This is a genomic window from Henriciella sp. AS95 (assembly GCF_038900055.1).
Classification (GTDB): domain Bacteria; phylum Pseudomonadota; class Alphaproteobacteria; order Caulobacterales; family Hyphomonadaceae; genus Henriciella.
Genome location: NZ_JBBMQM010000001.1, coordinates 283179 through 298674, shown reverse-complemented (window position 1 = coordinate 298674; position 15496 = coordinate 283179). Strand labels below are relative to the sequence as shown.

At 60.0% G+C, this 15496-nt stretch carries 15 protein-coding genes and 1 tRNA gene; 7 read left to right on the top strand and 9 right to left on the bottom strand.

Annotation, left to right across the window (positions count from 1 at the left end; all coding sequences use genetic code 11):
- Positions 1-79 precede the first annotated feature (79 nt).
- The gene (locus tag WNY37_RS01520; protein ID WP_342971687.1) at positions 80-1660 is read right to left on the bottom strand and encodes a hypothetical protein; all 1581 of its coding nucleotides are present in this window, start codon (positions 1658-1660) and stop codon (positions 80-82) included.
- A gap of 64 nt (positions 1661-1724) precedes the next feature.
- Here WNY37_RS01520 and WNY37_RS01515 point away from each other — a divergent pair, with 64 nt between their 5' ends.
- A complete protein-coding gene (locus WNY37_RS01515; RefSeq protein WP_342971686.1) occupies positions 1725-2444 on the top strand; it encodes a SprT family zinc-dependent metalloprotease in 720 nt (239 codons plus the stop codon).
- A gap of 7 nt (positions 2445-2451) precedes the next feature.
- On the opposite strand, the gene WNY37_RS01510 is transcribed toward WNY37_RS01515, so the two are convergent.
- The 3 genes from WNY37_RS01510 to WNY37_RS01500 form a co-directional block, all read right to left on the bottom strand.
- Positions 2452-4368 (bottom strand): sodium:proton antiporter, encoded by a 1917-nt coding sequence (locus tag WNY37_RS01510; protein WP_342971685.1) that lies wholly within the window; start codon positions 4366-4368, stop codon positions 2452-2454.
- Positions 4369-4397: 29 nt separating this feature from the next.
- Positions 4398-4928: a hypothetical protein gene (locus WNY37_RS01505; protein WP_342971684.1), complete on the bottom strand. Its 531-nt coding sequence runs from the start codon at positions 4926-4928 to the stop codon at positions 4398-4400.
- Positions 4929-5018: 90 nt separating this feature from the next.
- The gene (locus WNY37_RS01500; RefSeq protein WP_342971683.1) at positions 5019-5909 is read right to left on the bottom strand and encodes a motility-associated protein; all 891 of its coding nucleotides are present in this window, start codon (positions 5907-5909) and stop codon (positions 5019-5021) included.
- 136 nt (positions 5910-6045) lie between these two features.
- Between WNY37_RS01500 and WNY37_RS01495 the strand changes: the two genes are divergently transcribed.
- Entirely contained in the window at positions 6046-7344 is a 1299-nt protein-coding gene (locus tag WNY37_RS01495; RefSeq protein WP_342971682.1) for an MFS transporter, read from the top strand.
- Here the strand turns inward: WNY37_RS01495 and WNY37_RS01490 are convergent.
- Entirely contained in the window at positions 7341-8732 is a 1392-nt protein-coding gene (locus tag WNY37_RS01490) for a lytic murein transglycosylase (RefSeq protein ID WP_342971681.1), read from the bottom strand. The two genes, WNY37_RS01495 and WNY37_RS01490, sit on opposite strands and share 4 nt — an antisense overlap.
- Before the next feature lie 109 nt (positions 8733-8841).
- Between WNY37_RS01490 and ykgO the strand changes: the two genes are divergently transcribed.
- The 4 genes from ykgO (at position 8842) to WNY37_RS01470 (ending at position 11164) form a co-directional block, all read left to right on the top strand.
- The gene (gene ykgO / locus WNY37_RS01485) at positions 8842-8967 is read left to right on the top strand and encodes a type B 50S ribosomal protein L36 (RefSeq protein WP_084392334.1); all 126 of its coding nucleotides are present in this window, start codon (positions 8842-8844) and stop codon (positions 8965-8967) included.
- A gap of 7 nt (positions 8968-8974) precedes the next feature.
- Positions 8975-9616: an HAD family phosphatase gene (locus WNY37_RS01480; RefSeq protein ID WP_342971680.1), complete on the top strand. Its 642-nt coding sequence runs from the start codon at positions 8975-8977 to the stop codon at positions 9614-9616.
- Between the two features lie 64 nt (positions 9617-9680).
- A complete protein-coding gene (locus tag WNY37_RS01475; protein WP_342971679.1) occupies positions 9681-10211 on the top strand; it encodes a tetratricopeptide repeat protein in 531 nt (176 codons plus the stop codon).
- Positions 10208-11164, top strand: coding sequence for an alpha/beta hydrolase (locus tag WNY37_RS01470; RefSeq protein WP_342971678.1), 957 nt, complete (start codon positions 10208-10210; stop codon positions 11162-11164). The genes WNY37_RS01475 and WNY37_RS01470 overlap by 4 nt, the downstream gene beginning before the upstream one ends.
- Here WNY37_RS01470 and WNY37_RS01465 read toward each other — a convergent pair.
- From WNY37_RS01465 to msrA, 4 genes are read right to left on the bottom strand one after another with little or no spacing between them, the layout of a single operon-like run.
- Positions 11152-12729, bottom strand: a complete 1578-nt coding sequence (locus WNY37_RS01465) for an alkaline phosphatase (protein ID WP_342971677.1) — start codon at positions 12727-12729, stop codon at positions 11152-11154. The two genes, WNY37_RS01470 and WNY37_RS01465, sit on opposite strands and share 13 nt — an antisense overlap.
- Positions 12726-13670, bottom strand: a complete 945-nt coding sequence (locus tag WNY37_RS01460; RefSeq protein WP_342971676.1) for a DMT family transporter — start codon at positions 13668-13670, stop codon at positions 12726-12728. The genes WNY37_RS01465 and WNY37_RS01460 overlap by 4 nt, the downstream gene beginning before the upstream one ends.
- Positions 13671-14516, bottom strand: coding sequence for a tRNA glutamyl-Q(34) synthetase GluQRS (gene gluQRS / locus WNY37_RS01455; RefSeq protein WP_342971675.1), 846 nt, complete (start codon positions 14514-14516; stop codon positions 13671-13673).
- A 22-nt stretch (positions 14517-14538) separates the two neighbouring features.
- Entirely contained in the window at positions 14539-15192 is a 654-nt protein-coding gene (gene msrA / locus WNY37_RS01450; RefSeq protein ID WP_342971674.1) for a peptide-methionine (S)-S-oxide reductase MsrA, read from the bottom strand.
- Between the two features lie 111 nt (positions 15193-15303).
- Here msrA and WNY37_RS01445 point away from each other — a divergent pair.
- Positions 15304-15393, top strand: a tRNA-Ser gene (locus WNY37_RS01445).
- Positions 15394-15496: the final 103 nt, after the last annotated feature.

Sequence of the window (15496 nt, the reverse complement as noted above, 5' to 3'; positions counted from 1 at the left end):
TGCGCTGGAGGCGGGCAAAAGAAAAGGCGCGCCGGTCAGTTAACCGGCGCGCCTCATGGTCTGGTTCTGGTTTCAGCGACTATTTATGCGTCGCGGAGAAGCCAAGATACTTTTTGGTGAGCAGGCTCGGATCTTCCATCGTCGAGAGCGTCTCAACAGAGAGCGGGCTCTCCGGGTTCAGCTTGATGGTCAGCGTGCCAGGATCGGTAATGAAGGCAGACACGGCTGTTGCAAGTTCCGTCACCATTTCCATGTCGACGCCGCTACCCTGAGCCATCATCGGGGCCATACCCATCATCATGGAGGCTTGCTGGCGCATCTGGGCCGGGTCTTCACCGGACTGGGCGGCCACGGCATTGAAGATGCGGTCGACAAGGCTGTCATCGTCGATGGAGAGCTCGAAATTGTAGAGCTCAAGCTCGCCGAGCGCGCCCTGAAGCGCCATCGGATCCGGCTCTTCGCCTTCTGCCATGGCTTCGAAGTCAAACGCCGTTGCGGCTTCCTTGCTGTAGGCCGCATAGCCTGCCAGCTTGCCGCCGAACGAGAATTTCGCGCCGTCGACCAGCTCGAAATAATTGTCCTTCGCGGCGAAGGTGATGATGTCTTTGTCAGGATCGTATGTCGAAACGCCTGCACCTTTGAGCTCAACCGACTCATAGCCGACCATGCTGAGGGCTTGAGCGAGACCTGCGCCAGCTTCGCCGCCATCAGGATCGGCATCAAGCGTCATCGAGAACGGCTTGGTGACGTATTTTACCGGTTGACCGTCCGAGTTGCGCTCTACGGATGCGTCAAGCGACGGCATCTTGAAGCTTGCGCCTGCGGCATCGACTGAGAAGTTGCTCAGTGAGATCTTGTCATAGCCCGGATCCATCGGCTGGTCGTAGACCTTGGACATGATGGCTTCCATCATGGCTTCCTCATCGTCCAGGTTCTCCTGAATGGCTTCGAGGAAGGCGAGGTCGAGACCCGACATGCTGAGCGAGTCGAGGTTCATCTTGACCGGTATGCCGCTGTCTTCATCGAGGACATCAAATTTCAGGCCGCTAAGGACGGCACGGGCTGCTTTCTGGTCTTTCAGATCGCGAACTTCGAAGTTGCTGATACCGAACGTGCCTTTTGCGTCGGCATCGTCAAAGCCAACAGCCACGTCCTTGATCGACCAGGAGTCGAAACCGACTTGCTCTGCCGACGGGAAAGGTGCGGGCTCTGCGTCGCCAAACGACGAGGCAAGCCATGCGGCCAGTTCCGGCGTTGGGTTCAGAACTTCAATTGTGCCGACGCTCACAGTGGTGTCGTCCATCTCTTCGTCTTCGATCGAGATGTCGCTGAGCGTCATTTTCGAGAAAGACGCTTTGCCGTCGACCATGTCGAGACCGTCGAATTCGAGAGAAGCAGCTTTCACGCCGCCGGCATCGTCGCCTGCGATCGTGATGTCTGAAAAGCTTGCCTTCGCACCATCAACAGACTTTGTTGCATAGGCGACTGCGCCGTCACCGGAATTGGTGAGGGACATGGCAGAAATGACGGCTTCGGCTTCAGCAGGATCGCCTGCGCGAATGCTCACATCTCCGAGTGGCGCATCGCCTGTCTTGTCGCCTGAAGGCCCGCAGCCGCTCAGGACTGCTAGCGCCGCGACGCCGCTAAGTAGATATTTCATTATTTCAGTTCCCCTTCACTGTATCCAATGGCTAGGTTTAATGCGCCGTGATTCGAGCAATATCATGACTGTCGATAAAAACCAGACGCTGACCCTGACTTCTCGATCCGGACAAGAAATCGCTGTTCGGATCAAGATCAATCCGCGCGCTAAGCGACTTATCCTAAGGCTTGATGAACAAAAGCGCGAAGCTGTTGCGATTGCACCACATAAACGGATGGTGAAAGATGCGGCACGGTTCGCCGAAGAACGCCTCGAATGGATTGAAAGCCGGCTCGACATGTTGCCCCGGCAAATCAGCCTTCAGGCCGGTGACGCCTTTTCTCTATTGGGGCAAGAATGTGTCATTTCGCTCGAAGGGGAAGGTCGCCGCGCCCGCCTTATTGCTGGCGAGCCGCTGATTTTATCCCTGCCGGGCGACCCTGCAACGATTGGCAGGCGCGCAGAGCGCTTCCTGCGCAAGCACGCCAAGGAGCAGCTGAGCCGGGCCGTCGACCAGTATTGCGAGACGCTCGGCGTCGATGCCCGGCGCGTGACCGTGAAAGATACCCGTTCGCGCTGGGGGTCATGCACGTCGGATGGACGCCTCGCCTTTTCCTGGCGGCTCGTCATGGCGCCGCCAGACGTGCTGGAATACGTCGCAGCGCATGAATGCGCTCACCTTCTGGAGATGAACCATAGCAACCGCTTCTGGGCGCATGTCGCTCGTTGCCGGCCCGGCTGGAAGCGGGAGCGGGCCTGGCTGCGCCGACATGGGGCAAGTCTCCATGCGGTCACCGTCTAATCGGGTGTCAGCCCTTTGCAGGTTCTGTTTCTGCGCTGCTTGAATCAGCCTGAGCCTGACGAACGGGTTGCTGCTCGGGCGCAAAGCTGATGATCGTGGCGCCGTCGCCCCCGCGCGCCTCGCGGCTTGGTCCCAGCAGCACGAGAGATCCATCCGGCCGGATTTCCGCGACGATGTCGCCTTTGGGCCGATCGGCGAGATACTGCTCGAGTGTGTATTTTTCAGTGAGGCGCGTGCGCGAGAAGGTCCAGCCGCGATACTGGTCGCGAACCAGACCGTCATAAGTGCGCCCGCGTCTGATCAATGTGCGGCCGCGCGCAGAAGACCCGACGGACTTGTCATCCACTTCATCGCCTTCCGACAATGAAAGCTGGAAAACCCTGTGGCGGCCAACTTCGGGCGCAAACTGGTTGCAGACGAGCGCATTGTGCGAGTCGTTGGTCGACAGGGCGATCACAGTGGCGAAGCGGGAGTGGTCGAGCTTGATCTCGGCATCTTCAGACAGGACTTCGCCCAGGAAAGTGTCGAGACCGGCTTCTCTCGCCGGACGCAGACGACGATAATTGGAGTCCGCCATGATTACGTCGATCTTGGACGCCTTCAGTGCCTTCGCAAATTCAACGCTCCAGGAGTTCGCACCGACGAGCAGGACGCCGGGCTTCTCTGCGCGGGCCAGGCCGAGGCGGCGGGCAAGCGGGCCGATGGTGAAACCGTGCAGCACCACTGTTGTGAAGACCATGGCAAAGGCCAGCGGCACAATCTGGTCAGCCCCGGAGAAGTAGAAGCGGCCTTCCCGCGACAGGTCGACCAAGAGCGTGCCGAAAAGGCCCGAGACTGCCACCGCAACAATGCCTCGAGGCGCAATCCAGCCAAGCAGCAGCGCTTCCTTGCGGCTAAGCGTACCGGCGGTCGCGATCCAGACCGATAGCGGACGAACAACAAACAGCATCACCAACAGGAATATCAGCGTGTTGAGGTTCAGCGCCGATTTTATGATGGACGGCGTTAGGTCAGCCGTCAGGATCACGAAGACGCCTGAGACAAGCAGAACGGCAATATCCTCCTTGAACTTCCGCAGTTCAGAGAGGTCGGCAAGCCGTGAATTGGCAAGGGTCATGCCGTAAGCGGTCACCGCAACGAGGCCAGTTTCGTGTTCGACTTCTTCGGCAAGCGCGTAACAGAGAATAATCGACGCAAAGATCAGCGGCGCTTTGAGGTATTCAGGCGTCCAGCCTTCGCGGAACGCCCGCGACATCGCGAACCCGAACGCGACGCCGAGAAAGATACCGATGCCAGCGGCCATCAGGATCCACATACCGGCCCAGAGTGTCGAGTCGCCCTGCGAGGCCACCCGGATGATCTCATAAGCGGCGACGGCAAACAGGGCGCCTACCGGGTCGTTGACGATGCCTTCCCATTTGAGGAACTGCGCCGGTCGGCCGGAAAGCTTTGATTGCCGCATGAGTGGCATGATCACGGTCGGACCGGTCACCACCATGACACCTGCAAGCACAATGGCACTCGCCCAATCGAGCCCAGCGGCATAATGCGCGGCCAAAGACCCCAGGAACCATGCGAGCGGTCCGCCAAAGAACACCATTCGTCGAACGGCAGCGCCAGCGTCGCGCAAATTCTCAAACTTCAGAATGAGGCCACCTTCGAACAGGATGACCGCAACCGACAAGGACACAATCGGGCGCAACAGATCGCCAAACGTCGCTGACGGATCCAGAAGAGGATCGCCCCAGATCACTTGCCAGAGCGGTCCGGCCGCAAGGCCGGCAAGCGCCATCAGAACGATCGCCGGGGCCTGCAGACGCCAGGCCAGCCACTGCGCGCCAAGGCCCAGTGCCCCGATCATTGCGCAGGCGAAGATCAGGCTGTCGGAGCCCACGGCAGCAAGAAGGATATTCGAGTCAAACATGTTTATGATCGGTCCAGCCTGAAGGAAAATCAGGAGGTTGGTGTTTCAGCGTCGGTCTCGCGTGAGAAGTCGAAGCCTATTTCACGCGTGCCGTATTCCCCCGTTTCGTATTGGTCCATCTTAGACTGGAACCAGTTCAATACGTGATTATAGACATAATCGAACAGCTGATTGGAGTCATTTTCCTTTAGCGGCAGGGTCAAGCTGAAGGATTGACCACCCTGAATGTCCAAAATGAGGTTTTCGCCGATTTTCTGGCACTGCATGGTCAGTCGGATCCAATCCGTGCCACGCGTCACGCGGACGGCAAGGCCGAAGGCGACCGGACCCAATGGACGAAACCCTTTTGGCGCGACCGAAAATGCCTTGTCGCCATGATCCTTGGGCTCGAAGTCGCCGACTGGCGGCACCAGTCTGACGCAGACGCCGTCCTTGGCATCGATATAGTCGCAAAGTCCAGCACGCACGGCCTCGGCGAGCTGGCGAACGCGGGCATAGTTTTCGGCCGCAAGATTCTGATACGTTTCAACGAGGTCAACGAGCTGGTCAAATCGCGTCATCGGGCGCTCCTTCGGCCGCTTGTGTGATATCAGCACGTAGTGCGCTTGATCTGGCTAGGCCAGAGCCGCACCGCAATTTTCTTAAAAGTTTCAGGCAGTCCGGCCGCGAAGGCGGCGCTGTGGCAAGGATTCGACCGTCCCCATTGACGCATCCAGGGTCTCAATTGATGGACGCAAATGAGCCGGAAGTCCCGACCTGGCGAGTTCTATCGCAGTTGCTGGGGCGAGACCGTCATCATAGGCAGTGAGAAGGGTGCGTATCGTCTCCAAATATCGCATCTCCTCGTCGATCACCTGGCCGAAGCGGGCCGCGAGCGGTCCGACCAGCCCGTAAGCGAGAAAGACACCAAGAAATGTACCTAGCAGCGCGGTCGCGATCATTGGGCCGAGCACTTCGGGCGACTGATCGATCACACCCATCGTTTTGATGATACCAAGAACAGCCGCGACGATGCCGAGCGCGGGCAAGGCGTCTGCCAGAGAGTTCAGCGCATTCACCGCCCTGTGACGTGTATCGGCAATCGAGCCCATGGCGTCATCAAGATGGGTCTGCAGTGGCGACTTGCCGCCTGGATTGAGGGCAAGCAGGCGGAAGCTGTCGGTAATCAGCGAGCGAGCGTCCAGGTCGGCCAATAGGCGCGGGCGGTTGATGAATACCGGCGAAGACTCCGGCGCTTCAATGTCTGCTTCAATTGCCACGATGCCGCCCCGCCGCGCCCGGCGGATGAGGTCGTTCATCCCTGTCAGCAAGTCGGCATAGTCGCTCTGTTTCCACTTTGCGCCGGTGACCGCTTTGCCAAGCCCGGCGGCGGCATCGCGCGCCACACGCGGCGAATTTCCGACAAGCAGGGTTCCGATGGCGGCTCCGCCGATCAGGGCAAGCTCGAAAGGCAGGGCCTGCATGATTGCCGGACTGCCGCTGAAGATCAGGGCGCCGACAATTACGGTGATAACTGTGAGGAGGCCGAGAAGCTGGAACATGAGCGCGCCTTTGGTCGATCAGGCCCTGTTATGACGGCGAGGGCTTTAAATATGGTTTCCACAATATTGCTGGAGGCAGGCCGCATTCGCCGGCGAGATTGCTTGATCTTTTCAGAGGCAAGGTGAATGAGAGGCCATGGCTTCTCCCGAGCAAACACCGACCGGCGTTCAAAGAGAGGATCGGCGCGGTGCATTCCGGCTGCTCTTCTTTGCCCTTCTTGCCGTAGGCGCCGGCAATACGATGCTGATCAGCGCGATCCTGCCGCCGCTGGTGCGCGATCTCGGCCTGCCGGACTGGATGGCTGGCGCGATTTTCTCGCTCTCGGCGGCCATGTGGGCGATCTGCTCGTCCTTCTGGGGACGCAAGAGCAATGAATGGGGCAGGCGGCGGGTCGCCGCGCTCGGCATGCTCGGTTTCTCGATTTCGATGCTGCTCTTCGCGACCTTCGCTGCGCTGGCGCTCGCCGGACACATCAAGAGCGCGATCGTGGTTTTCGTCTGTCTGCTCGCGTCGCGCACGCTTTTCGGGGTGCTTGGGTCCGGCACGAACCCAGCCGCCCAGGCCTATATCGCCGACCGGACGCGCCGTGAGGACCGCACGGCTGAGATCGCATCGCTGACATCCGGCTTCAGTTTCGGCGCCGTGGCCGGACCGGCTTTCGCCGCCGCGATCGGCGCGGTCTTCGGCCTGCTGACGCCGGTCTTCATGATCAGCGCAGCCGCCGCGATCATCTCCTTCCTCATCTATACGCGCCTGCCCGAAAATACCCCGCCAAAGCGCGAGGTGGGTATCCGCAAGAAGGGGGAGAAACGGGAAGGCGACGGACTTTGGCGCGATCCGCGGGTGTTACCCTTCCTGCTCTTCGCGATATCGCTGTCGCTGGTGACCGGTGTGCTGATGCAGACCTTTGCCTTCGCAATCATGGACAAGATCGAGGTCGGTGGCGCTGAAGCCATGCAGTTTACCGGCCCGGCTTACACAGTCGGCGCAGCCGGCACGCTGATCGCGCAACTCGTCATCATCCCGCGTCTGAAAATGTCGAACCGCGAACTGATGGTATCCGGGGCGCTTTTGTTGGCGGTGGGCGCCTTCCTGATCGTGCCGACGCGGGAGTTCGCCGTGCTCGTCCTGGCGCAGTTCTTTGTCGGGATTGGTCAGGGGCTCGCCCGCCCCGGCTTTTCCAGCGGCGCCTCCCTGGCCGTCGGCTCGTCTTTGCAGGGCAATGTTGCCGGGTTGGTCATTTCAGCCAACGGCATGGGTTTCATTGTCAGCCCGTTTTTCGGCCCATGGATGTACGAGAACGTCCACCCTTATGCGCCCTTCATCGGCGCTGGCGTGATGCTGCTCTTCATGGCGGTTTTCGCCCGCAAGGTGTTCCCGGCAAACCAGGTCATGATGGATGACCCGGACGAGCCATCCGATCTTTACGACTAGCTGCCGAGCGCGGCCAGAACGGACTCCAGGGCCGGACCGGACGGATAACCGTCCGCGAGAAGACCATTGGCTTTCTGGAAGCGTTGCAGCGCCTGACGTGTGCCCGTACCGGCGATACCGTCAACCACGCCTGCGTCAAAACCAAGCTGGTTCAGTGCCGACTGCAGGCGTTTCACATCCTGATTGCTGAGGCGCGGGATCTCTGTTGGCCACGCTGCGACCGGCCCATACTTGCCCTGCAGGCCGTCCGTCAGCAGGCCCACGGCGAGGGCGTAGGAATTGGACCGGTTATAGGTCTTGAAGACATCAAAGTTCTTGAACAGCAGATATTTCGGACCTGTGGCACCGGTTGGCAGCCACAGCTCGGCATAGTCGGCGTCTGTCACGCCCCATTCTCCGCCGCGTATGGGTGACAAGCCGAGCGATTTCCATGTGGCCATGCGACGGTCATTGCCGTCGGCATAGGACCAGTCGAAGCCTGAGGGTGCGAGAACTTCGATGCCCCATGGCTGATCGAACACATATCCCGACCTGGAGAGGTAATTGGCTGCCGATGCGAGCGCGTCAGGGGCACTCGACCAGATGTCGGCTTTGCCATCGCGCTCATAATCCTGCGCATAGGCAAGGTAGGTTGTTGGCATGAACTGGGTCTGTCCCATGGCTCCGGCCCAGCCCGATCCCAGCTGGCTGCGGTCGGCAAAACCGCTTTCGACAATTTTCATCAGGGCAATGAGCTGGCCTTCTGCGAAGCTGCGCCGGCGGCCTTCGACCGCCATGTTTGAGAGCGTGTTGGCCGCGTCGTAATTACCGATATAGGAGCCGAAATTGGTCTCCATCGCCCAGATCGCACTGACCGCTTCCCGGTTGACGCCATAGGTCTGTTCAATGACGTCGAAGACGCCTGCAAGCTCAGCGAGTTTCTCACGGCCGGTTTCGAAACGGCTATCGGTGACCGCGGTGCGTAGATAGTCCCAGACAGGCTTGGCAAATTCGGCTTGATCGGCGATGCCTGTGCCGGCGACACTGACGTCTTCGCTGAGATAAAGCTCCAGTGGCGAAATGCCTTCCAGCATGGCGAAAATGACAGCCGGATTGCGGCCCTGCGCCTCAGCGCGGGCAGCGAAATCTTCGCGCCAGATATCCATGTCGCGATTGCCGGACGGCGTATAAGGACCGGTCGGCCCCGCAATTGGCGCTGCGTCCGGTGTGCCGACAGGATCGCCCGGCGGCTCGAAAGCCGGTGTCTCTTCGCCGGGCGCGTTTCCATTCCCGCCAACTGTGCCAGAGCCCGGATTCGCATTCTGCGGTGTGGCGGCACAAGCCCCGATAAGAGCGCTCAATGCGGCCGCGTAAATCCAGCGACGCCCGATATTCATTTCAGTTTTCATCTCAGCAAATTCCTTTTGCCGTGGTGGTGTGTCTCAATCGTTGACTCTCAACGGACCTTTGGGTATCGACGCGCCCTTGTGAGTTTCCAGCTATGGCAGGGCCCATCCCATGAAAGTCAAATCATCTCTTAAAGCCCTGAAGACGCGCCACCGCGACTGTAAGGTTGTGCGCCGCAAGGGCCGTACATACGTCATCAACAAGACCGATCCTCGCTTTAAAGCAAAACAGGGTTAACCAGACAATGAACGCGCCGCTGCGGGATGAAGTTTCTCCCGGGCGCGCGCGGATCATCCTGTTTGATTTAGGCAATGTTGTGGTGGACTGGAAACCGGTCCGCCTCTACCGGAAGATCTTCGACACTGAGGCCGAAGCAGAGGCCTTCTGCAACGATGTGTGCACCATGGCGTGGCATGTCGAGCATGACCGTGGCCGCAGTTTCGCTGATGGCGCGCGCGAGCTGAAATCCCGTTACCCTCAATATTCTGATGAAATCGACGCCTGGCACGGTCGTTGGTTCGAGATGTTCGACGGCTATGAATCCGGCGTCCCAGCCCTGATGGCGCGTCTCGAAGAGGCGGGACATCCACTCTACGGCCTGTCGAATATGTCTGCAGAAGTCTACGAGGAAACGCGTGAGCGCTTCCCGATGATCAAACTGCTGCGCGATGTTGTCGTGTCCGGAGAGGAGGGGCTCATCAAACCCGATCCAGCGATCTATGATATCAGCTTCAAACGGACGGGCGCGCGCCATCCTTCTGAAGTCTTCTTCATCGACGACAGTCTCAAGAACATTCAAGCCGCGCGGAATTTCGGCTTTCGCACGCACCACTTCCAGGGTGCTGAGGGTCTGGAAAAGGCCCTGATCGACGAAGGCTTTCTTTAGCGTTGCCGTTAGATGGCCGCATTGAGGCCTTGCCGGAACCCACAAGAAACCCATACTTGATTGCATGTTTAAAGCACTCGCCTTTGCAGGATTGATCCTCGCCAGCGGCCCAAGCTTCGGCCCATCGGACGAAATGTTCGAAGAGCTGAAGAATGCACCAACGGAAGAAGAAGCGGCATCTGCCGCATTGGATATCTGGGCGGCCTGGATGGAAAGCGGTTCGGCCGCCGCTGATCTTGTCATGGAGCGGGCCGTCACGGCGCAATCGGTGGGCGAGCTTGAGCTTGCGCATGAGCTTTATGACCGTGTCATCGCGATTCAGCCGGACTATGCCGAGGCTTATAACCGGCGAGCGTCCGCCTTCCTCATGGAAGAGAAGTATGACGAAGCCCTGCGCGACGTGAACGAAGCCCTGCGCCTTGAGCCGCGTCACTTTGGGGCCTGGGTTGGCCTTGCCCGCGTGCTGGAGCAGCTGGGCGCGAAGGAGGAGGCGCTCGTCGCCTATCGCGAAGCACTGAAAATCCATCCGACTCTTGGCATGGCAAAATCTGCTGAGGCCCGTCTTGTCGAGGAGCAGAACGGGCAGGGGCTTTGAAACTGGCTGCCACACTTTTTCTCATCCTGATCACGGCAGGACTGGCCGGTGCCTGTGTCCACAGTGCCGTTTACACCCGCAACGCTGAAGAGCGCTGGCCGGCCAGTGGTACGATGGTCGAGGTCCACGGTGAGGATGTTCATGTCATTCGTGCAGGGGAGACTGGACCGGCTGTTCTGATGATCCATGGCGCTTCGGCGAATGCGCGCGAGTTCACGGAAACACTGGCGCCGAGGCTGTCTTCTGACCACCGCATCTTAATGGCGGACCGCCCGGGTCACGGATATTCTGAACGTCCTGAAGGCAGCGAGAGCCTACTTGTCCAGGCCCGTCAGATGGCTGGCGTCATTGAAGCGATGGCGCCTGGCGAGAAAGTCGTCGTGGTCGGCCATTCTTATGGCGGGGCCGTCGCGCTTCGTGTGGCTTTGGACTATCCGGACCTTGTTGACGGGCTGGTCCTGCTCGCGCCTGTCACCCATGATTGGGGTGGCGGCGGCGAGACCTGGTACAACAAGGTGGCTGGCCCGCCGATCATCGGGCCAATATTCTCCCAGCTCGCCCCCATCGTTGGCCCGGCGCAGGTAAAGCAGGGCATTAACGGTGTGTTCGACCCCGCAGACCCGCCCGAAAACTATTACGGTGATGCGGGACTTGGGCTGCTGTTTCGGCCACCTGAGTTTCGGGCCAACGCCGACGACATGAACGCGCTGCGAGACGAACTGGCTGCCCAGCAGGACCGATACCCGTCAATCGATGTTCAAGTGATCCTGTTCTCTGGCGCCAAGGATACGGTGATCAAGCCGACACTGCATGCCGGCAAGATCAAACATCAGATCGAAGACTTCACGCTCGTCCCGCTCGCCAATGGTGGGCACATGCCGCACCATGCCCACGGTGAGGCTGTGGCTGAGGCGATACGGAAACTGTCAGCCGAAACCGATCAGTCTTCGTAGTCTACGAGACCGCTGGCGCGCCCCATCACATGGAAGATTTCGTTCTGCTCAATTGTGCCCCGGACCAGTTCTGCGCCCGGGCCGCTCGCGAAGACGGGTACATCTTCACCAGCATGCGTTTCTGAACCCGAAAAGATCAGCGCCTGCTGGTGGAAGTCCTTATCGGTCGTGTCGACCGTGGTCAGGTCTTCGCGCGCGCAATCTTCCTGGCCTGGCTTGCAGCCGGTCGAGCCGTTGGCATAGCCGAGGGTCGTATAAGGCTTGCCATCGTCAGCGCGGGCAAGACCGCCCGGCCCGTATGCGACCTTGCCGAGAATGTCGTTTCCTCGAACCGGATAACCAGCAATCGTCAGCGTGTGCGAGTGGTCTGCGGTGACGATGATCAGCGTTTCCGAAGCATCCGTCATTGCCAATGCTGCCGAAACCGCCTCATCAAGCGCTGCAGTATCGCCCAGGGCTCGCGCCGCATTGGTGGCGTGGTGGCCATGGTCGATCCGGCCGCCCTCGACCAGCAGGACATAGCCATCGTCATTCTGCGACAGCCGCGTAATGGCGGCCTTGGTCAACTCGGCCAGTGACGGCTCGCCGCCCTTGTCTTCGGCGCGGTCCAGCTCCCATTGCATGTGCGATGGATTAAAGAGGCCCAGGACCTTGCCGGCGGACGCGAAGTCAACGCCGTCAAATCCGGCTTTATCATAGACATAGGTGCGATCGCCGTCGCCCGTCAGCCAGGTCTCGACAAGGTTCTCCCCGTCGGCCCGGCGGCCTGACGCTTCGCCTGTTTCAGGATCGACAGAACCGGCGGGATAAAACGGGTTGCGGCCGCCGCCGAGAATGACTTCAAATCCATCGCCAGCTGGCCATTCGATGAGTTGCCGCGCAATGTCCTTGCAGCCTGTATCGCCAACTTCGGTGTCGTCTTCCCAATCGCGGCTGGCGCTTTCTGAATAGGTGGCGGCCGGCGTTGCGTGCGTGATCCGCGCTGTTGAGACGATGCCCGTGTCGAGGCCTGCCTGTTCGGCGATTTCGAAGATCGAATCGGTTTCCTGTCCCTCTATGGACGCGCAGTTGCCAAAGGCCACGCCAGAGCGCAGACCGAGTGTACGAGAACCGGTCTTCACGCCGCTCATCATCGCTGTCGCCGTCGACGCGCTGTCAGCGACCTGACTGTCGTGGCTATAGGTCTTGGAGAAGGCCGAGTAGGGCAGGCTTTCCATAGCGAGGCGATAGCTCTCGCCGTCGAGCCCCTTGTGCTGGCCAGCGTAAATCCGGCCGGCCGTCACGGTCGAAACACCCATGCCGTCACCAACGAAGAGGATGACATTCTTTGCTTTGGGCACAAAAGCTTCGCCGGCTCGTGCATCGACGCTCGCGGCGGCTGACTTGTAGTAATCGTCGGCGGCTTGCTGCGGAACGGCGGACGGTCGAGCGTCGAGCGGCAAATCGCTGATCTCGGTTGGCGGCGCGGCGCTTGTGGCACAAGCGGCGATCGTCAGCGCAGCGGCCAGAGAGAAGAAGAAAATCCGCATGCGCGGGCTGGGCGGTTTGGGGGCGTTGTGTGTCATGCAGGCTCTTTAGCTGGTTTTTGTGACGGTTTCGATGACGCTTTACGACGCGTTTCGCGGGCGGCCCCCTGAGACAGCCAGATCCCCAACAGGATAAGGCCTGCGCCGCCGCCCTGTATGGCGGTCAGCGGTTCTTCGAAGAGTTGCCAGGAAATGGCGGCGGCGATGACTGGCTGAATGAGAAGGATAATACCGGCAACCGCCGCTGGCGTGCGGCCCAGGCCGGCAATGATAAGGCCCTGCCCGCCAATTTGAGCCGCAACCGCCAGAAAGGCCGGCGCGGCAAAGCCTGCAAGCGTGGCAGGAAGGAAGCGCTCTCCGGATACGGCCACAATGATCCCCGCCGTGATGGCCTCTGTAATGGTCAGCCACAGAATGACATCCATGGCACCAAGCCGGTTTCGGGCGAGCTTGGAAAGCAGCATGTATCCGGACACCATGAAGGCGGCGCCAAGCGCCAGCATGTCGCCCCTTATGTCCGTCTTGCCGCCAGACTCTCCGCCCAGCGAAAGGGCCGCTGCCCCGGCCACGGCGACGAGAACGGCGAGAAACCAGATTGGCTTCGGGCGCTCTTTGAGGAACAGCCAGGCGGCAAAGCCGACACAGATATTGCCAAGATTCACAATGAAAGTTGCGTTGGCGACCGTCGTCAGTGTCAGGCCCCAGTGCCAAAGCGCGATATCGAGTGCGAATAGAATTCCGGCTCCAACGACATATCGATTCACCCGCGTCGGCAGGCGTCGTTCAATCGCGACGAACAGGATAAGCAGCATCGGGATCGCAAAGACGTAGCGCCAGAAAGCGATGGCCTGCGGACCGAGGGAATCGAGCCCCATGCGCAGCCCAATTGGCGCAAGCCCGATGCAGACACCGCCGAGCAGAAGCAAAAGCGGGCCAAGCCAGACGCGCGCTTGCGCCAATGGAGGTTCGGTGTGCGACATTCAAACTCCGGCCAGACGGCGAACTTGATCCGGCGTAAAGCCTTCTTCTCGCAGACTGGCAAGGCTTCTGGATGCAAATCGCTTGGCGAGCTTCTTCCCATCGGGGCCCAGGACAAGCGGGTGGTGGGTGTAGGCAGGCCGAGGCCAGTCCATCAGCGTCTGGAGAAGAACGTGAATATGCGCTGCGTCCGCGAGGTCTTCTCCGCGGATGACATGCGTGATCCCCTGCAGTGCGTCATCATGCGTCGACGCCACGTGATAAGCCGTCGGCGAATCCTTGCGGGTGAGATTGATATCGCCGTGCAGCTCAGGCTGTGCCTTGATCGTTTCGTGTTGTCCGTCCGGCGAGACCAGCGTGAAGGACAGTCCGTCATAGATATCGCCGAGATACTCCCGGCAAGCTGCCAGTGAGAGGCGCCAGGTAAAACCGTCTCCCCGGGCCATCCGCGCAGCTTCGTCTTCTGCTGACAGGGCTTCGCCGACAAGAGGCGTTCCGGGCGGCAGGCCTGCCTTGGCTTGTTCCTCTGCGATGTCAGAGCGCGTTCTGAAGCAGCGATAGGTCAATCCGAGGTCTGTCAGGCGAGAGACAACAGGTTCATAGTCTGCAAAGTGCGCCGACTGGACCCGCACTGGCTCTTCCCAGTCGAAGCCCAGCCATGAAAGATCTTCATAGATCGCATCGGTGAATTCCGGCTTGCAGCGCCCAGGATCGATATCTTCGATCCGCAGCAGCACCCGACCACCAGCCCGTTCGGCAGCAGCCCAGACATGCCAGGCCGAGGCCGCATGCCCAAGATGCAGACGCCCCGTGGGCGATGGCGCAAAGCGGGTTACAAAATCAGTCACCCGCGCGCTTTAGCAGAGCTCGTCAGGCGCTGACACCTGTCGGCATCGGACAGGACACGCCCGTGCCACCAATGCCGCAATAGCCGTTTGGATTCTTGGCGAGGTATTGCTGGTGATAATCTTCGGCGTGGTAGAACTCATCCAACAGGCCGATCTCGGTGGTGATCTGACCGCGCCCCGCGTCATCGAGCGCCTTCTGATAGGTGTCGCGGGTCGCCGCCGCCACTTTCAACTGGTCTTCATTGGTCACGAAGACCGCCGAGCGATATTGGCTGCCGACATCATTGCCCTGCCGCATGCCCTGGGTCGGGTCGTGACCTTCCCAGAACGCTTTGAGAATTTCGCCTGTCGTGATTTTCGAGGGATCATAGATCACGCGGACCACTTCGGTATGACCGGTATGACCAGTGCAGGTCTCATCATAGGTCGGGTTTGGCGTTTCGCCGCCAGCATAGCCGGCCTGCGTCAGCCACACGCCGTCGAGCTGCCAGAAGATTCGCTCCACGCCCCAAAAGCAGCCCATGCCGACAACGATCTCCTCGAAGCCTTCCGGCGGTCTGGAGTTCAGCGGTATGCCGTTTACGAAATGCGTGTCCGCGGTCGGTATGGCACCGTCGCGGCCGGGCAGGGCGGCGCCCTTTTCGGGCATGGGGGCAGGCTTGCGGGTAAAGAACATGACAGGCGTCCTTTCTTGGATGGCTTGTGGCTCGATATGGTGTTTGTACAGCGGAAGGACAATCACGGGCTTGCGATCCCCTGCATCCTTCCATTATAGACGCGCCCTTATGGTGAGGTGGCCGAGTGGTCGAAGGCGCACGCCTGGAAAGTGTGTAGGCTAGCAATAGTCTCCAGGGTTCGAATCCCTGTCTCACCGCCAGACCCCCCCAAATGACATGAACCGTTACTGTTGCAGTGCGCCGCGCCAAGCGCCGGCGAATCTGCATGTCGTCGGGGCGTGCGCGCGGACTTTTTTGCCGAAA